Genomic DNA, 18743 nt, shown 5'->3' on the forward strand with positions numbered 1-18743 from the left:
GGCTCCGTTTCGCGTGCTCATGCGCTTGGTGGGTCCGGGGGCAGACTCATCGACTTCCTGCCGATCCCTCAGGGAGATCGCGGCCGGCTCCGCGACTCAAGGGGACTTCTTGCCTCCGATGTTCGCCAGGAACCGCTTGTTGGTGTCGTTCCAGCATTGCGGAGGCAGCGTGTGCAGCATGGCATCCTCGGGACACTCCAGAACGCAGATCCCGCAGTGCCAGCATTCGTTCTGGCGTGCGATGATCGGAAGGTCCTTCTCCTTGTCCCAGGTGAACACGTCCGCAGGGCATTCCCGGTAGCAGAACTCGCAGCCCCTGCAGCGGTCGTAGTCGATGTTCACGGACATGTGCATTCTTCCTTCAGGTGGGGAAGCTCCTGGGTGGAGAGCGACATCGTTTCGTCCTCTTTGCGGACGACGATGAGCTTCTCCCAGTTGGGATCGAGCTCCGGGTAATCGGTTCGGTAGTGCGGCATGATGCCCATGCGCCTCATCCGGGTCTCCTTGCGCATCATCGACGCCCGGATGTGCATTTCCACCATGTCGAAGATGTTCCGGACTTCCAGGCACCGCATCTGCTCGTGCGGATCGGCCGCCCCCACCCGGTCGAGATGGGCTTCCTTCAGCTCCTTCAGGACCCGGAGGCCCTCCGTCATCACGCCTTCGTTCTTGAAGTAGCCGACGTAGTCGGTCGGGACGCCACGAACGGCCTCCTCCAGCTGGATCGGGTTGATGGCGTCCTTCTTCCCCACGAGCCCGTTGACGTACTGATGAATCCGCTCCGCCTGCGCTTCGTCGTACTGCGGTTCGTCCGCCTTCAGGGCGTACTCGGCGGCGCTCTCTCCGGCGATGTGCCCGGATGACGCCGCCGGCGTGATGCCGCGCGAGAACGCGGTGGACCCGCCGGCCGCGTACAGGCCTTCCATCGACGCCACGAATCGTTCATCGACCAGGAGGCCGCCCTGGATGGAGGAGGGCACGAGCTGGATCGGTATCAGGTCCTTGCGAATGTCCAGGCCGCGCTGCTTGAACCACTGCTTGACGATCGGGTACTCGTTGTCCATCTCCCGTTCGTGCATCTGGAGGACGTCCTCCGGCAGGTTCCGGAAATCCCAGTAGAGGGGGCCCCGGCCCTCGGCGATCTCCTTCGCCATGATGAGCGGCCGCCGGAGGAAATCCTCCTTGCTGTGCAGCAGCTTCTCGCCGTTCTTGTTGAGCAGGGTCGCCATCTTCTCCATCGGCTTGCATCCCGCGATGCCGCCTCCCGCCCGCACCGCTGCGGGATCCATGAAGATGTATTCCATGTTGGTCAGCTTCGCGCCGGCCCGGTAGGCCATGGCCTGGGCGTCGCCGGTGTTCGTCGTGGGAAGCCAGGTCAGGAACAGGCCGTCCGGTTCGATGTACTGCCGCCCCGAATCGCCAGTGCAGAGCACGACCGCCTTCGCCTGGATGGTCGTCGTGTGCCCGTCACGCACGTTGAACGCGACCGCGCCGGTCACGCGCTGGCCATGGGTCAGGAGATCCACGCCCATGGTTCTCTCGATGACCTTGACCTTGGTCTTGCGCACCGCCTTGGACAGCTTGACCTTGGTGTCCACGCCACGGTAGGAGATCAGGTAGAAGTGCCGCTCCGGCATCTTCCAGAAGAAGAAGCTCCCGTCGTCTTCCCGGACTTTCACGCCGAATTTCTCGAAGTCCAGCACCCGGTCGAAGCAGGCCTTCTCGATCGCGAGGGTGACGTTCGGATCGGAGAGTTCCTTGCGCGAGGCCACGGCGAGTTCCTTGGCCTCCTGGAGGCTCATGGTCTCGGGGCACACGCCGGTCGAGAGATGGTCCATGCCGGGACCGACCGATCCGCCTCTGCGGATCGTCGACTTGTCCAGCAGTACGACGTCGGCTCCCATCTTGCTGGCGCGCATCGCCGCAAAGCAGCCCGCAATGCCTCCTCCGATGACGAGCACGTCCGTTTTCACCGTTTCCATTCCTGATCTCCTGGAGTCACTGCTTTCCCGCCGGAACCCGCGCAGTCGCGGCGGGTTCGGGCCATCCGGGTCTGCCGACGACGGCCAACCTGCTGCAGGCGCCCGACACGGCACCATCGATTCGAACGGCGTACCCGGGAGTCTCGTCAGCAGCGCATCGGGCGAACACTCCGGATAGCGCTCCGTCGACACGACTGCCGTTACCGCGTACTCCCCGACCGCGGTGTCGATCGGTCTCTCGACGGCGTTCCCGGTGCTGCCATGGGAACCCTTGACATGCGGATCCACCTTGATCTATCTGAAGGACGGCTCGACCCGCGAGCGCCTTGTGCTCGGCGTGACGATCGGCGGCGTCGACATCGAAGAAGCGGGGATTCAGCATCGTCTTGCCATGCCGTCAGGCAGCAGGTACGCCGGTCGACGCGTTGGATGCGCCGAACATCTCGGCTCGCAACGCGCGACGCAGGACCTTGCCGGCGGCGCTGATCGGGAACTCGTTCACCACCTCGAGGTGCTCGGGCCACTTGAAGCGCGCGATCGCCTGCCCGCGCAGGAACTCGCGCAGATCCTCCAGGTCCATGCGCGCACCCGGCCTCAGGATGACGACGGCGCACACGCGCTCGCCGAACGCCTCGTCGGGGGCGGCGATCACGCACGCCGCCTGCACGTCCGGGTGCGCGAGCACGTGCCCTTCGACTTCCTCGCAGCTGATCTTCTCGCCGCCGCGATTGATCTGCTCCTTCAGGCGGCCCTCGACGTAGAGATATCCGTCGACCCGCCGGGCGATGTCGCCCATGCGGTAGTACCCGTCGGCGGTGAAGGCGCGTTCGTCGGCGTCCGGCGCGCGGTAGTAGCCGCGGATGGTGTACGGCCCGCGGGCCTGCAGTTCGCCCGCCTCGCCGTCGGGAAGCTCCCGACCTTGCGCGTCGACCACCCGGATCTCGTCGGCGGGGCAGACGGGACGCCCGGAACTGTCGTGCCGCAACGTGTCCGGGTCGTCGAGTCGCGTCATGTTGAGCAGGCCTTCCGCGGTTCCGTAGCTCTCCTGGTAGACACAGCCGAATCGTTGCTCGACGAGGCGACGCTGTGCCGGCGCGAGCCTCGAGCCGCCGCACATCACCGACCGCAGCGACGTCAGGTCGCAACGCTCGAGCCAGTCGCCCGCCAGCCAGCGCGCCACGATCGGAGCGGCGGCACTGACCACGGTCACGCGCTCGCGATCGATCAGCGACAGGAGCTGCTCGGGGTCGGTCGTTCGCGCGATCACCGTCGTCCCGCCGCAGCTCAGCGCGCCGACGAAGCCCGGCGCGCCGAGCGTGTAGTTGTGCCCCATCGGCAGCATCGCCAGGAACACCGTGTCGGCCCCGAACTCCGCGACACGCGCGGCGTGCAGGCACCCGCACAGGTAGTCGTCGTGGGTGCGCGCGATGAGCTTCGGAAGTCCGGTGGTGCCGCCGGAGCCGAGCATCAGCGCCACCTCTCCTGCGGCGGGCGGCGGACAGTCCGGCGCTCTCCCGGGCGCGAAATGGTCGCCGAGCGAGCGTTGGCCCGAGCCGGGACTGCCGTCGACGAGAACGTGGCGCAGGTGCGGACAGGCCGCCGCGACCTCGGCGGCCATGTGACGATAGTCGTGATCACGCGCCGTCTCCGGGACGATGAGCGCGATGGCCCCGCTGGCGCGCACGAAGTGCTCGATCTCGCTGCGGCGGTGCGCCGGCAACGCCATCATCGGCACCGCGCCGATTCGCGTCAGCGCGTAGAACGTCTCGACCATCCGCACGCCGTTGGCGAGCTGGAGCACGACGCGTTCGCCCGCGCGCAGGCCGAGGTCGTGAAGGCCCGCAGCGAGCGCCTCGACGTTCTCGATCAGCTCGTCGTAGGCGACGCGACGCGAACCGTCGACGAGCGCCGTCGCCTGCCCGCGGGCGCTCGCCGCCTGCGCCAGTTGCTCGAACAACGACACACCGCGCCAGAATCCCGCGTCGCGGTAGCGCTTCGCGTCGGCGGCCGGCCATGGCACGAAGCCGTCCAGCATGCGAACTTCCCGGGGTGTGTAGCCGCGTGGCACGTTCGAGCGTCAGGCGACGAGCATGTAGTCGGGCAGCGGGAGATCGACTGCGACACGGGGCGAAGCCTCGCTGGCCAATCCATCGGGCAGGACCGCGCGCACGAAGTACTCATAGTGCTGTCCGCCCAGCACCACGGCGTCGGTCCAGTTGGTCACCTTGGTCGATTCGACCAACGCCGCGGGTCCTCCGGCGACCGAACGGTAGACGTCGTAGCGCAGCGCACGCTCGACCTTCGTCCAGCGAAGCGCGATGCCCTTGTCGCTGGCCTTCGCGGTCGGCACCGGAGCGCCTGGCCGGAGCAGCGGCGCCTGCGCCGGAGCCGGCTTCGGCGCCTGCAGCGCGCCCTGCGGCCACAGGGCGCAGATGACCGGCTTGTGCGCACCGTCGAGTTGCTTGCACACGTTGCAGTAGTCGCACTGGACGATGCGGTCGATCGCGCCAGTCCGGACCTTGCGCGGCCACGCAGGGTCGGCGAGCAGCCCCCGCGCGATACCCACGACGTCGGCGCTGCCCTCGGCGACGACCCGCTCGGCGTCCGAGGGCTCGGACAGCTTGCCCGCGACGGCAACCGGCGTGCTGAAACCTCTGGCCCGCAGATGCGCCTTGATCTCGGCAGCCAGCCCGGCGTGAAGCGCCCGGGGGAACCACGCGCCCGGCATGCAGCGATCGCCCGAATAGCCCGAGTAGGGGAACAGCACCTGCCCCGGCGTGTGCACCGCATCCTCGAACTTGCCGCCGGCCGACAGCGACAGGTAGTCGAACCCGAGTGCGGCCAGGCGCTCGGCGATCAGCTTCGACTCGTCGACCGTGTAGCCGTTCTTGATGAATTCCTCCGCATTGAAGCGAATCCCGACCGGGAAGTCGGCGCCCACCGCGCGCCGTACGCGGCGCATCACCTCGCCGATCAGGCGCATCCGGTGCTCGAGGGTTTCGCCTCCGAACCCGTCGGTGCGCGGGTTCGTCCGCGACAGGAACGACGACAACGTGTACGCGTGGGCCGAATGCAGTTCGGCACCGTCGAATCCAGCCTCGCGCGCACGCGCCACCGCTGCGGCGAACTGATCGGTGATCTGCCCGATCTCCTCCGGGGAGACGGTGTCGATCGTCTGCCGCCAGCCGCTCCGCGCGACTTTCATGAAGTGGATGATCTGCGGCACCACCTTGGAGTCCGACGTCGCGTGGATGCGTTGCGTGAGTTCGCGCAGTCCCGGAACGTAGCGATCGTCGCTGATCCGCAGCAGCGTTCCGGACTTGTTCTGGTGGATGGCCATCGCCTCGACGACGATCAGTCCGGCCTCGCCCTCCGCGTAGGCGGTGTAGCGCTCGAGGATGTCGTCGTTGACGTGGCCATCCTCGCGGCACAGGTGCGTGACCATCGCCGGAACCATCACGCGGTTCGGCAGGACCATGCCGTTGATGTCGAGCGGTTCGAACAACTTCATCGAGGGGACTCCATGCGTTGGCGTCGTTTGCACGATCGGCTCACATCAGCTCGCCGCCGGCGACGAGCAGGCTCTGCCCCGTCACGGAACGCGAGGCGGGCAGGCACAGCCAGCCGACCGCCGATGCCACTTCCTCGGGATCGATCAGCCTGCGCTGCGGGTTGTGCGACACCAGTTCCGCGAGCGCCTGCTCCGCGCTGCGGCCGGTCTTGGCGACGATGTTCTCGATCGAGCGACTGACCATCTCCGTGTCGGTGAATCCGGGGCACACCGCGTTCACCGTGACGCCGCGACGGGCGACCTCGATGGCGAGCGAGCGCGTGAGCCCGATCAGTCCGTGCTTCGCGGCGCAGTACGCGGTGACGTACGCGCAGCCGGTCATGCCCGAGGTCGATGCGATGTTGACGATGCGGCCGCCGCCGGCCGCGAGCATCGGGGCCAGGACCTGCTGAATGCAGAGGAACGGGCCGGTCAGGTCCACGGCCAGGATCTCCTGCCACCTGTCGAGCGTCGTCCGATCGAACGGCGCGGAATGCGCAATGCCCGCGTTGTTCACGAGGATGGTGACCGGCCCGAGGTCCGAGCGGGCACGCTCGAAGGCGCTCGCGACGGACCCGGGTGATGTCAGGTCGACCTGCTGCGTCCCGACCTTCGTGCCGTGCGTGGCACCGAGCATTTCGGCGCATGCTTGCAGCACCGCGCTGTCGCGGCCCATCAGCGTCACGTCGGCGCCGAGCCGCGCCAGTTCGACGGCGATCGCCTTGCCGATCCCCCGCCCGCCGCCGGTCACGACGGCGTGGTGGCCGCCGAGCGGCGAAGCCGGGTCACGCCGCGGATGCTCCATGCTCGTCGTCTCCTCTGGTCGCCCCGACCAGTGAGCACCCCCGGGTGCCGTTGTTTGCGAGGACTGCCGTCGCGCGGGATCGCGGCGATGACGGAATATAGAAATCGCCCGGGATTCGCGAAAGTCAGAATTGCTGAACGACTGTATTCGACATTCGAATACAGCCGAATCCTTGAACGCGGCGACCGCTCTGCGCGTGCTACGCCGCCTTGGGCGATCGAAGCCGATTCGACACGCCGGCGGCGATCAGGCGCTTCAGCATCCGGACGGGCAACATCGCCCGGCCACCAGGCAGGCGCCAAGGGTCCCCCCATTCGGAGGAGAAGAGGAGCTTGGAGGCCGAAGCGTTCCTGATCGCCGGAACGCCGATGATCACCTGCGCGTCGCTTGGCGCTTCATCCAAACGATCGGTTGCGCGACGACCGGGCGCGGCGGCGCGCCGTGGCGCACCAGCGCCGCGTCGAGCTTGCCGCCGCCTTCGTCGGCGAGCGCCGCTTCGCGCGCTTCACGGATCGCGGCGGCCCGCGCCGGAGCGGACCCGAACGCCCCCGACGTCGCGACGTGCGCGACGATGTGCTCGAGGTTGCGCTTGCCGCGCAGGTTGGTCTCGCCGTAGCCCTTCACGAGCCGGCCGGCGAGCGCGATCTCGTGGCCGACCGACCAGCTACTGCGTGCTCCCGCGACGATCGCGTCGAGCCAGGTCTCGATCGCCGCCTGTTCCTCGGCGTAGCGCGAACTCGCCCGGCGCAGGCGTCGCGTCGCCGAGAGCGTCCGCAGCGCCGCCATCCCGGTCACCGCGTCGGTGCGCAGTTCGAGCGGCAGCGCGAACGGCCGCTCGCCGCGCGCGACGCGCCGTCGGTCCCAGGCGAGCAGCCGGCGCGCGAGGGCGGGAGGCAGCATCCCCGCGATCTCGGGCACGCCCGGTTTGAAGTAGTCGACGATCTTCACCACGTCGCCGTCGGCGGCCGCGACTTCGCGGCGCACGCGCGCGACGCGGCTCGCGCGGACCTTGAAGCCGGCGACCCGCGCGATGTCGTCGTAGGCCATCCACAGCGCGAGGAAACGCGCCGCTTCGCGCGTCATCGCGCCCTCGTGCTCGTCGCGCGGGTCGGCCCCGGTTTCCGCCGCGCGCACGCGCGCGACGCGTTCGAGGTAGAGCGCGGCGTAGGCGGCGTCCTGGAACTCGGTCACGCGCTCGACGCCGGCCGCGATGATCGGCCGGCACGACGCCGGATACGCGGCGGTCGCTTCCGGAGCGCTTGCCGGTGCACCCGACACGATCGGCGCGGAAGCTTCCGCTACGCGAATGTCCGGATCCTCGGACGGGCCCGCGGCCACGCGCGCGAACCCGCGGTCGAAGCCGCGCCGGCTCGCCTGCGCGCCTGCTCCGTTCGCGCCGATGGCGGCCTCGCAGGCCTCGCGGCCGAACGGCAGGACGCCGCTGCCGGCGATGGCGCCGAACATCACCGCGCTCACCACGGTGCCGGCATCACGCGCTTCCGCATCCATGTCGAAGGTCACGAGCCGGCGGCTCGTCGCGGCGGCGACCTCGACCAACCGCCCCGAGTCGTAGCGGCCGTCGCCGAGCGCGAGCTTCTCCACCGTCGTCAGCGCTCTCGCCGTCGAGGTCACGAGCATGGTGCGCTCGCGGTCGACGAATCCGGCCTGCATCACGCGCACCGCTTCCAGGAGTTCCGACGCGACGACGAGATCGATGGCGCCGGGCACCGGCAGGAGCGAGAGGACCGGCGTGCGGCCGCCGAGGTCGCGGAGGGTCACCGGGAAGACCTCGACGTAGTAGGTGGTCGCGCCGGTGCGCTGCGCGACACCGGGAATCGACGTGCTCTGCGCCGGGTAGCCCGCGTGCGACGCCGCTTCGACCAGCCATTGCGCGAGGACGCCGCCGCCCTGCCCGCCGAGCGCGGCCACGAGGATCGACACCGGCCGCGCCGCGGTCACGCGCGCCCTCCGCGCAACATCCGGCCGAACGCGCCGCGCACCGCGGCGAGCGCGCGGTCGCGCCAGTTCGGGTGGCGGATCACTTCCGCGCGGTAGAACGACGGGCACAGCGTCGCCGCGTGCGCGTTCTCGCCGCACAGGCCGCAGCCGACGCAGCCGTCGAGCACGGTCGCGACCGGGTCGACCTCGAGCGGATCGCCGCTGTCCTTCACCGACAGCGTCGGGCAGCCGGAGAGGCGGATGCACGAGTGGTCGCCGGAGCACACGTCCTCGTCGACGCCGTACTTGACGCGGACGTGGCGTCGTCCCTCGCGCTCGAGGCCCGCGCGCCAGGGCTTCACGCGGCGCTGGCGCTCCAACTGGCACTCGCCTTCCGCGACGATCACCTTGAGGCCCGCGAAGTCGGTGGTGAACGCCTCCTCGACCGTCGCGCGCATCTCGTCGACGCGGTAGCTGTCGACGGTGCGGAGCCAGCGCACGCCCAGGCCTTCGAGCGTGCGCTCGATCACCTGGTTGTCGTGGACGAGGCTTCGCGTCTTGTCGGCCGCGGCAGCCTTCGTCTCCTCGTCGGGCGTGGAGATGATCTCCTGCGTGCCGGTCGCCGACGTGTAGCCGTTCTTGAGGATCAGGAGCACCGCGTCGTCGCCGTTGAACAGCGCGGACTGCACGCCGGTCACCACGCCGTTGTGCCAGAACCCGCCGTCGCCCATCACCGCGATCACGCGCTTGCCCATCGCCGGCGACACGCCGGCGCGCGACGCGAGGCTCATGCCGTAGCCCAGGATCGAGTGCCCCTGCGAAAAGGGCTCGAAGGTCGCGAACGAGTGGCAGCCGATGTCCGCCGCGACGTGGATCGGGCCGATCGTCTGCTTCGCGAGCTTCATCGCGGCGAAGACCGGCCGCTCCGGACAGCCGATGCAGAAGTTCGGCGGACGCGGGGGCAGCGGATCGCCCAACGCCTTCGTGACCTCGGCGCGCCGCGCATCCACCGACGCGAGCCAGCCGTCCGCCCCGCCCCGGTCGAGATCCGGCGCGTGCCGGGCGAGGAACGCCGAGAGTCCGCGCGCGAGCGCCTCGACCGTGTACTCGCCGGCCATCGGCAGCGGTCCCTTGCCCTCGATCGCCGTGTCGGCGCCCGCGCGGGCGAGGATCGCGAGGATCTCCTGCTCGACGAATTCGGGCTGCCCCTCCTCGACCACCAGCACCGCGCGCTTGCCGCGGCAGAACGCGACGATCTCCTCGGGCACGAGCGGGTGCACGACGTTCAGCACGAGGATCGGCAGCGCCGGAGCGCCGAACGCGTCGGCGAGTCTGAACGCCGCGAGCGCGCGCACGAGCGAGTTGTGCAATCCCCCCAGCACGACGATCCCGAGATCGTCGCGCTCGCCTTCGAACACTTCGTTCAGGGCACGCTCGACGATGCGCCGCCGCGCGGCGGGCAACCGCTCGTCCGCCTTGAGCTTCTCGTGGCGGAAGGTCACCGGCGGATGCGACAGCCGCGTGTAGTCGAAGGCCGCGGGCTCGGCCAGCGGGCGGAGCGCGGACACGGCCGGCGCCACGTTGTCGCGCGTGGCGAAGCGCCCGCGCACGTGGCAGGCGCGGATGCGCAATTGCAGGATCGCCGGCATGTTCGAGGCTTCCGACAATCCGAACGCCTCTTCGACGAAGCGCACCATGTGCGCGAGGTCGGGGCGCGGATCGACGAGGACGAGCGTCGACTTGAGCGCGAAGGCGAGCGTGCGCTCCTGGATCACGCTCGCGCCCTCGCCGTAGTCCTCGCCGACGATGATGAGCGCGCCGCCGGTCACGCCCGGCGAGGCGAGGTTGGAGAGCGCGTCGGCCGCGACGTTGGTGCCGACGATCGACTTCCAGGTGACCGCGCCGCGCAGCGGATAGTGGATCGACGCGCCGAGCATCGCGGCCGCCGAGGCCTCGTTGCTGCACGCTTCCACGTGCACGCCCAGTTCGGCGAGGTAGTCCTTCGCCTGGACCAGCACGTCGAGCAGGTGCGAGACCGGCGCGCCCTGGTAGCCGCCGACGTAGGCGACGCCCGCTTCGAGCAGCCCCTTGGTGATCGCGAGGATGCCCTCGCCCTCGAAGGTCTCGCCGTTGCCGCGGCGGAGCATGCCGACTTCGCGGCTGAAGGAGACTTCCATGGAGATCGGCGCGTTGCCCGCATTCTCGCGGCGGGCGCACCGTTTGTCGATACCGCGGACCTGACGTGGATCATCCGGCCCGTCGTTCCCGGAGCGCCGACCTCGATCGCCGCAGGGTCTTCTCGCTGCGCTTCGCCGCGGGACGCGCGGACCGCGCTGCGCCCCGCACCCGGGACCGACACCGACGCGACTGCGCATGATGCGTCGGCCTCGCGCCGGAACGAGGATCAGCGCTTCGTCCCCTCGCCCGGCCCCGCGCCCGGGCCACCCCCGTCGAGCCCGAAATGACGCTCTACGATGCGGCCGAACAGCTGCGCGTTCGGCTCGCGGTCGCGCAGCAGGAAGGCCACGCCGTCGTGCGCGACGAAGGAGGCCGAGCCGGCGACCGCCACGTTCGCGCCCGGTTCGACGAGCCAGGGCTCGCGCGAGAACTTGCCGCTGAACAGCACGCATCCGGGGGCGATGCGCGCACCTTCCGCACGCAGCTTCGCGATGCGCCGCGCGCTCGCCTCCAGCTCGTCGTCGTAGGTGGACGCCGGTGCGCGCCAACGCCGCCACCAGCGCAGGAGTCTCATCACCCTCTGCTCCCCTCGAGCGCTGGAATGCGGAGTCGAGCGGAGCGCGGGGTCATGGCCCACGCTGCGGGGATCTCCACGCGACCAACCCGGCGCATACCGCCGCTGCCAGGAGAACGGGAATGCTGCGAAACGGCAACATGCCCACCGACAGGGCCGCGGCGGTCCAACTGCGTTGTCCCAGCGCAACCTGGGCGCCCCAATGGCCGGAGAAGTACAACCCGCCGAGCACTCCCGCGACCAGGCCGAAGAAAATCCAGCCTGCGGCCATGTTGGAGGCCTTCGCGACCTCGGCAGACAAGGCGGCGGCGCCGATGAAAGGTGCAAGCAGCATCAGGGTACCGACCGGCTGCGCGAACACCTGGTGAAGCGATCGTGTCACCGCGGTGCGCAACGGCTCCCCGGCAACTCCCAAACGCGCGATGACGTCGAATCCTGCAGTGGCGACGACGAAGCACACGACACCGAGCATGCCGAAGAGCGCATGCAGTCGTGCACGACGCATGTCCGTCAGGCCTGCCGCTACTTCGGCCGCTTGTCGACCACGCGCTTCGCCTTGCCGAGCGAGCGCTCGATCCCGCCGGGCGCGACCACGCGCACGTCGGCCGAGACGCCGATCAGCGACTTGATCAGGTGGCCGAGCGCGGCGCCAGCGCGCTCGCCGTCGACGCTGCCGGCGTCCGGCGCGCGCTCGACCAGCACCGCCATCTCGTCCAGGTTCTTCGGCCGCGTGATCTCGATCTGGTAGTGGGCGACGAGTTCCCGGTGGCGCAGGATCAGTTCCTCGACCTGGGTCGGGAACACGTTGACGCCGCGGATGATCATCATGTCGTCCGAGCGCCCGGTGATCTTCTCGATGCGCCGCATCGACCGCGCGGTCGGAGGCAGGAGGCGCGTCAGGTCGCGGGTCCGGTAGCGGACGACCGGCATCGCCTCCTTGGTGAGCGAGGTGAACACGAGTTCGCCCTTCTCGCCGTCGGGCAGCACCGCGCCGGTCGCCGGGTCGACGATCTCCGGATAGAAGTGGTCCTCCCAGACGGTGAGCCCGTCCTTGGTCTCGATGCATTCCTGCGCGACGCCCGGCCCGATCACCTCGGAGAGCCCGTAGATGTCGATCGCGTCGATCGAGAGCTTGGCCTCGATCGCCTGCCGCATCGCCGGCGTCCACGGCTCCGCGCCGAAGATCCCGATCGAGAGCGAGCACGCCTTCGGATCCATGCCCTGCCGCTCCATCTCCTCGGCGATCGCGAGCATGTACGACGGGGTCACCATGATCACGTCGGGCCGGAAGTCGGCGATGAGCTGCACCTGCTTCTCGGTCTGGCCGCCCGACATCGGGATCACCGTGCAGCCGAGCTTCTCGGCGCCGTAGTGCGCGCCCAGCCCCCCGGTGAAGAGGCCGTAACCGTAAGCGACGTGCACGATGTCGCCGCGCCGTCCCCCCGCGGCCCGGATCGAGCGGGCCATCGCGGTCGCCCAGGTGTCGACGTCCTTCGCCGTGTAGCCGACGACGGTCGGCTTGCCGGTGGTGCCCGACGACGCGTGCACCCGCACGACCTCGTCGCGCGGCACGGCGAACATGCCGAACGGATAGTTGTCGCGCAGATCCGACTTGGTGGTGAACGGGAACTTCGCGAGGTCGGCGAGCGTGCGGAGGTCGTCCGGATGGACGCCCGCGGCGTCGAAGGCCCGCTTGTAATGCGCGACATTGCGGTACGCGTGCGCGAGGCTCCAGCGCATCCGCTCGAGCTGCAGCGCCGCGAGTTCGTCGCGGCTCGCGCGCTCGATCGGTTCGAGTTCCCCGGGGCGCGGCTGTTTCGACGGCATCCTCTCCTCCGTTCCACGGGCGCCATGCGCGCGCCCGCGCGTGCGTCTCATGCGGTCGGCGGCTCCTCGATCACGTGACCCTTGATCCGGTAGCTCTTGCCGCGGAACAGCGCGACCTTCTCGCCGCGCTGGTTGAACACCTCGATGTCGTAGACGCCGGTGCGCCCCGACGCGCTGCGCTCGACGCCGCGCGCGGTCAGGACGTCGCCCTCGCGCGAGGGCGCGAGGAAGTCGATCGAGCATCCCGAGGCCACCGTCGACAGATTGTAGCTGTTGCACGCGTAGGCGAACGCGCTGTCGGCGAGCGTGAAGACGAAGCCGCCGTGGCAGATCGCGTGTCCGTTCAGCATGTCGCGGCGCACGGTCATCGAGAGTTCGGCCCGGCCCGGTCCGCAGGCGATGAGCCGGATGCCGAGCGCGCGGGTCGCGTGGTCGCGCCGGTACATGTCGTCGGCGACCCGCTCGGCCAGGCGTTGCGCTTCCTCGGGAGTCGTCGCCGGATGATGCTCGCCCATCGTCGCTTCTCCGGTCATCCCGCGAGGCGGCCGCCCGTCTGGGCCGCGCGCGCGAGACGCGGCGAGACCCGGTAGCGGTCCTCGCCGTAGTGCGCGGCCAGGTTCGCCATCGTCGCGCCGATGCGGGCGGCGCCGACCGCGTCGCCCCAGGCGAGCGGACCGCGCGGGTAGTTGACGCCCTTCTGCATCGCGAGGTCGATGTCGGACGGCGTCGCGATGCCCTGCATCGCCGCATCGGCCGCCTCGTTGACCAGCATCGCCACCGTGCGCATCACCGCGAGCCCGGCGACGTCGTCGAAGCGCGACACCGCGAGCCCCGCGTGCTGCAGTACGCCGGTCGCGGTCGCGACCGCCTGCGCCGGGCAGTTGTCCGCGGCCGAGACGGCGATCCGCTTCGCGGTCGAGTAGTCGAGCGCGAGGTCGAGCAGCACGAGGTTCGCCGCGCCGGTCGCCGCCGCGCGCGCGCTCGCCGTGCGGCCGTCGGTGAGCACGATCCACGCGGCGCCCGCGTCGATCGCACCGTCGGGGAAGAGTGAATGCATCGGGCGCTTCTGCACGACGGTGCCGGCGGCCGCCATGCGCGCGAGCAGCGGCTTCAGCGGTCCGGGTTCGCCGTGGATCGCGACGCGGGTGGCGGCGCTCTCTGGAGGCGCGGTTGCCGCCACCGCCGGTGCGGCGCCGGGCGAATGGTCGTAGAAGCCGCGCCCGCTCTTGCGACCCAGCCGGCCGGCGGCGACGAGTTCGCGCTGGATGCCGGAAGGCGCATAGCGCGGATCGTGGAACGTCGCCTCCCACACGGAGCGGGTGACCGCGTAGTTGACGTCGTGCCCGATCAGATCCATCAGCTCGAACGGCCCCATGCGGAAGCCGCCGGCCTCGCGCATCACCGCGTCGATCGTGGCCGGATCGGCCGCACGCTCGGCCAGGAGCCGCAGCGCCTCGCCGTAGAACGGCCGCGCGCAGCGGTTGACGATGAACCCGGGCGTCGATGCCGCGTGGACCGGGGTCTTGCCCCACGCCGCGGCGGTCGCGAACAGCGTGTCGGCGACGAGCGGTTCGGTCGCGAGCCCGCGCACCACTTCGACGAGCGGCATCAGCGGCGCCGGGTTGAAGAAGTGCATGCCGGCGATGCGGTCCGGCCGCTTCATGCCGGCGGCGAGCGCGGTGATCGACAGCGACGAGGTGTTGGACGCGAGGATCGCGTCGTCGGCCACGACGGCTTCGAACGCCGCGAACAGTTCGCGCTTGACCGCGAGGTCCTCGACGATCGCCTCGACGACGAGCGACGCTCCGACGCAGTCCGCGGGCGCGTCGACCGCGACGACCCGCCCGGCTGCGGCGTGCGCGTCATCTTCGCCCATGCGCCCTTTCGCCGCGAGCGCATCGAAGGTCGCGGCCAGACGCCGCACGGCGTCGGCGGCGGCGCCGGGACGCGAGTCGAGCAGCATCACGCGATGGCCTGCCTGCGCGGCGACCTGCGCGATGCCCGCGCCCATCGCGCCCGCACCGACGACGGCGACCATCGCGGCGGGGGGGAGCGAATCCGCCATCGCCATCAGCGCCCGGTGAAGCGCGGCGCGCGCTTGCCCAGGAAGGCCGCCACACCCTCGCGGTAGTCGTCGCCGAATCCGAGTTCGCGTTGCAGGTCGCGCTCGAGGTCCAACTGGTCCTCGAGCAGATTCGCCGCCGACGCGTGGATCGCGCGCCGCGCCGCCACGAGACCGCGCGTCGGCGCGCTCGCGAGGTGCGTCACGAGCGTTTCCACCGTGTCGCCAAACGCGGCGTCGTCGACCGCCTGCCAGATGAGGCCCCAGGCCGCCGCCTGCTCGGCGGGCAGTTTGTCGCCGAGCATCGCGAGGCCGAGCGCGCGCGCGGTGCCGACGAGTCGCGGCAGGAAGTACGTGCCGCCGGAATCCGGGATGAGCCCGATCTTGCAGAACGCCTGGATGAAGCTCGCGGACTTCGCGGCAACGACGAGGTCGCAGGCGAGCGCGAGATTGGCGCCCGCGCCGGCCGCGACGCCGTTCACGGCGCACACGGTGGGCATCGGCAGCGAGCGCAGCGCCAGGATCAGCGGGCGATAGTTGCGCTCGATCGACGCGCCCAGGTCGACCCGGGCCGCCCCCGGCGCCACCGCGCGGTCGGACAGATCCTGCCCGGCACAGAACCCGCGCCCCGCGCCGGTGAGGAGCAGCACGCGCGCGTTCCCGCCGACGAGGAGCCGCGCGAGCGCGCCGCGCACTTCCGCGTGCATCGCGTCGTTGAAGCTGTTCAGCCGGTCGGGCCGGTTCAACGTCAGCCGCGCGACGCCGTCGCGCGTTTCGAAGAGGATGTTCTCGTAGGTCATCGTCGATCTCCGGCGCCCGTCGCAGGCATCGCGCCAGCCTTCGTTGCGGCCGGCGCCCCGTCGGCGCGGGCCGGTGGTCTTCGTCGCGATCGGCGCAGCAGGGTCAAACCCGCGTCCGGCGCTCCGCGACTCCCGCGGTCACAGGTGCCTCCGGTGCTGCACCACGCGGAACCGGTTCGCGACGAACGCGGCATCGGTGAGCGCCGCGTTCGCGGCCGGATTCGCCCCGGTGCCGTGGAAGTCGGAGAACGCCGCGGACTGGTTGACGAACACGCCGGCGGTGAGGTTGATCGAGAGGGCGACACCGGCGTCCTCGGCCACCTCGATCGCGCCGTCGACCACCTTCGGATCGGTCGAGTAGAGCGAGAGCGTCAGCGCGCCGTGGCGCTTGACCGCGTCGCGGGCGATCGCGAGGCTCTGGGCGGTCGAGTCGGTCGCGATCACGAAGGCGATCGGACCGAACCACTCCGACAGATACTTGTCGCCGTCGCGCGCGTCGAGCTTCACGAGGAGCGGCGTGCGCACGTTGGCGTTCGGGAACGCGGGATGCGCGACCGTGGTCGTGTCGAGCAGGATCGGTCCGAGCGCACGGGCGCGCTCCAGGCGTTCGAGCACGCCGGGATTCTGCACCGCCCCCAGCACCTCGACCGCACGCGCCGGGTCGCCCAGCAGTTTCCTCACGCCGTCGGCGATCGCGTTCGCGACCTCGTCGAACGACTTGTGTCCCTCCCCGGTCGCGATGCCGCCGCGCGGCACGTAGATGTTCTGCGGCGCGGTGCACATCTGCCCGGTGTAGAGCGACAGCGAGAACGCGAGGTTCCGCGCGACGCCGGCGAGGTCGGTGGTCGAGTCGACGATGACCTGGTTCACGCCCGCCTTCTCGGTGTAGACCTGCGCCTGCCGCGCGTGCGACTCGAGCCAGTTGCCGTTGGCCGGGCTGCCGGTGAAGTCGATGATCCGGACCTCCGGGCGCAGCGCGAGCTTCTGCGCGGTGTCGTCGCCGGCCGCGTGCGCGACCAGCGTCACGACGTCGGGGTCGAAGCCGGCCTCCGCGAGCACGTCGCGCACGATCCTCACGGTGATCGCGAGCGGCAGGATCGCCGCGGGATGCGGCTTCACCACCACCGCGTTGCCGGTCGCGAGGCTCGCGAACAGTCCCGGGTAGCCGTTCCAGGTCGGGAACGTCGAACAGCCGATGACGAGGCCCACGCCGCGCGGCACGACGCGGAAGCGCTTCTCCATGCGGATCGGATCGCCCTTGCCCTGCGGCTTCTCCCAGGTCGCCTTCGACGGCACGCGGCGCATCTGGTCGTAGGCATAGGCGACGGCTTCGAGTCCGCGATCCTGCGCGTGCGGGCCGCCCGCCTGGAACGCCATCATGAACGCCTGCCCGCTCGTGTGCATCACCGCGTTGGCGATCTCGAAGCTCGCCCGGTTGATGCGCGCGAGCGCCTCGAGGCACACGCCGACCCACGCTTCGGGTCCCGCGGCGCGCCACGACGCCTGCGCACGCGCGATCCCGGCGAAGAGCGCCTCGAGATCGACCTTCGGATAGGTAATGCCGAGGTCGACGCCCCAGGGCGAACGCTCGCCGCCGACGGCGCCGACCGTGCCCGGCTCGACGATCGGGAACGGCTTGCCGAGCAGCGCCTCGTAGGCGGCCTTGCCCGCTTCAGCCGAACCTTCGCCGTAGACCTTCGGGCTCGCGGATTCCGGATACGGTGACCAGTAGCCGCGATCGGCGATCGCGCCGAGCGCGCGCTCCAGCGTCGCGCGATGCTTGTCGAACAGGGGATGACTCAAGGCTCGCTCCTCGAAACGTCGGTCGGCCGGATGCCGACTCTAGCACGCGGCACGCGCCGCACCGCCGCACCGCGCCCGATGCATCGATGGACTCGGCGCGCGCCGCGCCGCGTCCCGCTCACCCCATGCCGGTCTGGTCGAAGTCGACGACGACCTGGTCGGTGGCGGGATAACTCTGGCACGCGAGCACGAAGCCGCGCGCCACCTCGTAGTCCTCGAGCGCGAAGTTCACGTCCATGTCGACTTCGCCCTCGACGAGCCTGCAGCGGCAGGTCGAGCACACGCCGCCCTTGCACGAGTACGGCAGTTCGATGCCGTTCGCGAGCGCCGCCTCGAGCAGGTTCTCGCGCGTGCGGTCGAGCGTGTAGGTCTTGCGCATCCCGTCGATGACCACCGTCACCAGGGTCTCGGTCCGGCCCGCGGGCGGCACGCGCGCGACCTGGTGCTCGTGCTTCGGGATGCTCGACGCGAAGCGTTCGATGCGCACCTTCGCGTCCGGGGTGCCGCGCTCGCGCAGCGCCGCGGTCACGTCGGCCATCATGCCCTCGGGACCGCAGACGTAGACCGCGTCGACGTCGGCGAGCGGCACCCAGCGGTCGAGGAGCGCGCCGGCGCGCGCACGGTCGATCCGCCCGTGCAGGAGGTCGATGTCCTGCGCCTCGCGCGAGAGCACGTGCACCAGGTTGAAGCGGTCGAGGAACCGGTCCTTGAGGTCGGCGAGTTCGTCGCGGAACATCACCGTGCCGGAGGCGCGGTTGCCGTAGAACAGCGTGACGTGCGTGTGCGGCTCGCTCTCGAGCGTCGTCTTCACGATCGACAGCAGCGGCGTGATGCCGCTGCCCGCGGCGAATCCGACGTAGTGGTGGCGCGCGGCGCGATCGAGCGGCAGCGCGAAGTGCCCCATCGGCGGCATCACCTCGAGCGTGTCGCCGCGCTTCAACGCGGTGTTGGCCCAGGTCGAGAACACGCCGCCCGGCGCGCGCTTGATCGCGATGCGCAGCGTCCGCTCGTCGCGTCCCGAGCAGATCGAGTACGACCGCCGCACGTCGGCGCCGTCGATCGACGCCTTGAGCGTCAGGTGCTGGCCGGGCTCGTAGCGGAACGCGTCGGCGAGCGCGTCTGGGACCGCGAAGGTGATCGCGACCGCGTCGCGCGTCTGCGGCTCGATCCGGGCGACGGCGAGCGGGTGGAAGCGGCTCATGGCGATTTCGAAGGTGGCGGTAG

At 70.3% G+C, this 18743-nt stretch carries 15 protein-coding genes; all 15 read right to left on the minus strand.

The window, feature by feature from the left end:
• Positions 1-96: 96 nt before the first annotated feature.
• The gene (locus HS109_06545; GenBank protein ID MBE7522027.1) at positions 97-348 is read right to left on the minus strand and encodes a ferredoxin family protein; all 252 of its coding nucleotides are present in this window, start codon (positions 346-348) and stop codon (positions 97-99) included.
• Positions 339-1982, minus strand: coding sequence for an FAD-dependent oxidoreductase (locus tag HS109_06550; protein MBE7522028.1), 1644 nt, complete (start codon positions 1980-1982; stop codon positions 339-341). Before HS109_06550 ends, HS109_06545 begins: the two co-directional genes overlap by 10 nt.
• Positions 1983-2379: 397 nt before the next feature.
• Entirely contained in the window at positions 2380-4017 is a 1638-nt protein-coding gene (locus HS109_06555) for an AMP-binding protein (GenBank protein ID MBE7522029.1), read from the minus strand.
• A 42-nt stretch (positions 4018-4059) separates the two neighbouring features.
• Positions 4060-5493 carry an NADH:flavin oxidoreductase gene (locus HS109_06560; GenBank protein MBE7522030.1) on the minus strand — a complete coding sequence of 478 codons (1434 nt, stop codon included), beginning with the start codon at positions 5491-5493 and terminating at the stop codon, positions 4060-4062.
• A gap of 40 nt (positions 5494-5533) precedes the next feature.
• Positions 5534-6337, minus strand: a complete 804-nt coding sequence (locus HS109_06565; GenBank protein ID MBE7522031.1) for an SDR family oxidoreductase — start codon at positions 6335-6337, stop codon at positions 5534-5536.
• 372 nt (positions 6338-6709) lie between these two features.
• Positions 6710-8296, minus strand: coding sequence for an indolepyruvate oxidoreductase subunit beta family protein (locus HS109_06570; GenBank protein MBE7522032.1), 1587 nt, complete (start codon positions 8294-8296; stop codon positions 6710-6712).
• Positions 8293-10452, minus strand: coding sequence for an indolepyruvate ferredoxin oxidoreductase subunit alpha (locus HS109_06575; protein MBE7522033.1), 2160 nt, complete (start codon positions 10450-10452; stop codon positions 8293-8295). The genes HS109_06570 and HS109_06575 overlap by 4 nt, the downstream gene beginning before the upstream one ends.
• A gap of 227 nt (positions 10453-10679) precedes the next feature.
• On the minus strand, positions 10680-11027 hold the full coding sequence (locus tag HS109_06580) for a hypothetical protein (GenBank protein MBE7522034.1): 348 nt from the start codon (positions 11025-11027) through the stop codon (positions 10680-10682).
• A gap of 52 nt (positions 11028-11079) precedes the next feature.
• A complete protein-coding gene (locus HS109_06585) occupies positions 11080-11532 on the minus strand; it encodes a hypothetical protein (protein MBE7522035.1) in 453 nt (150 codons plus the stop codon).
• A 17-nt stretch (positions 11533-11549) separates the two neighbouring features.
• Positions 11550-12854 (minus strand): phenylacetate--CoA ligase, encoded by a 1305-nt coding sequence (gene paaF / locus HS109_06590; protein MBE7522036.1) that lies wholly within the window; start codon positions 12852-12854, stop codon positions 11550-11552.
• A gap of 47 nt (positions 12855-12901) precedes the next feature.
• A complete protein-coding gene (gene paaI, locus HS109_06595) occupies positions 12902-13369 on the minus strand; it encodes a hydroxyphenylacetyl-CoA thioesterase PaaI (GenBank protein ID MBE7522037.1) in 468 nt (155 codons plus the stop codon).
• 14 nt (positions 13370-13383) lie between these two features.
• A complete protein-coding gene (gene paaC, locus HS109_06600; protein MBE7522038.1) occupies positions 13384-14919 on the minus strand; it encodes a 3-hydroxyacyl-CoA dehydrogenase PaaC in 1536 nt (511 codons plus the stop codon).
• Between the two features lie 5 nt (positions 14920-14924).
• A complete protein-coding gene (locus tag HS109_06605) occupies positions 14925-15716 on the minus strand; it encodes a 2-(1,2-epoxy-1,2-dihydrophenyl)acetyl-CoA isomerase (protein MBE7522039.1) in 792 nt (263 codons plus the stop codon).
• A 138-nt stretch (positions 15717-15854) separates the two neighbouring features.
• Positions 15855-17519, minus strand: a complete 1665-nt coding sequence (paaN, locus tag HS109_06610) for a phenylacetic acid degradation protein PaaN (GenBank protein MBE7522040.1) — start codon at positions 17517-17519, stop codon at positions 15855-15857.
• Between the two features lie 118 nt (positions 17520-17637).
• Positions 17638-18720 (minus strand): phenylacetate-CoA oxygenase/reductase subunit PaaK, encoded by a 1083-nt coding sequence (paaK, locus tag HS109_06615; protein MBE7522041.1) that lies wholly within the window; start codon positions 18718-18720, stop codon positions 17638-17640.
• Positions 18721-18743: the final 23 nt, after the last annotated feature.

Source organism: Burkholderiales bacterium (assembly GCA_015075645.1).
Lineage (GTDB): Bacteria > Pseudomonadota > Gammaproteobacteria > Burkholderiales > Casimicrobiaceae > VBCG01.

What these genes read in the sequence shown, in the direction of transcription:
- HS109_06545 (MBE7522027.1), bottom strand. Translation starts at nt 348, where the DNA reads ATGTCCGTGAACATCGACTACGACCGCTGCAGGGGCTGCGAGTTCTGC.
- HS109_06550 (MBE7522028.1), bottom strand. Translation starts at nt 1,982, where the DNA reads ATGGAAACGGTGAAAACGGACGTGCTCGTCATCGGAGGAGGCATTGCG.
- HS109_06555 (MBE7522029.1), bottom strand. Translation starts at nt 4,017, where the DNA reads ATGCTGGACGGCTTCGTGCCATGGCCGGCCGCCGACGCGAAGCGCTAC.
- HS109_06560 (MBE7522030.1), bottom strand. Translation starts at nt 5,493, where the DNA reads ATGAAGTTGTTCGAACCGCTCGACATCAACGGCATGGTCCTGCCGAAC.
- HS109_06565 (MBE7522031.1), bottom strand. Translation starts at nt 6,337, where the DNA reads ATGGAGCATCCGCGGCGTGACCCGGCTTCGCCGCTCGGCGGCCACCAC.
- HS109_06575 (MBE7522033.1), bottom strand. Translation starts at nt 10,452, where the DNA reads ATGGAAGTCTCCTTCAGCCGCGAAGTCGGCATGCTCCGCCGCGGCAAC.
- HS109_06580 (MBE7522034.1), bottom strand. Translation starts at nt 11,027, where the DNA reads ATGAGACTCCTGCGCTGGTGGCGGCGTTGGCGCGCACCGGCGTCCACC.
- HS109_06585 (MBE7522035.1), bottom strand. Translation starts at nt 11,532, where the DNA reads ATGCGTCGTGCACGACTGCATGCGCTCTTCGGCATGCTCGGTGTCGTG.
- paaF (MBE7522036.1), bottom strand. Translation starts at nt 12,854, where the DNA reads ATGCCGTCGAAACAGCCGCGCCCCGGGGAACTCGAACCGATCGAGCGC.
- paaI (MBE7522037.1), bottom strand. Translation starts at nt 13,369, where the DNA reads ATGGGCGAGCATCATCCGGCGACGACTCCCGAGGAAGCGCAACGCCTG.
- paaC (MBE7522038.1), bottom strand. Translation starts at nt 14,919, where the DNA reads ATGGCGGATTCGCTCCCCCCCGCCGCGATGGTCGCCGTCGTCGGTGCG.
- HS109_06605 (MBE7522039.1), bottom strand. Translation starts at nt 15,716, where the DNA reads ATGACCTACGAGAACATCCTCTTCGAAACGCGCGACGGCGTCGCGCGG.
- paaK (MBE7522041.1), bottom strand. Translation starts at nt 18,720, where the DNA reads ATGAGCCGCTTCCACCCGCTCGCCGTCGCCCGGATCGAGCCGCAGACG.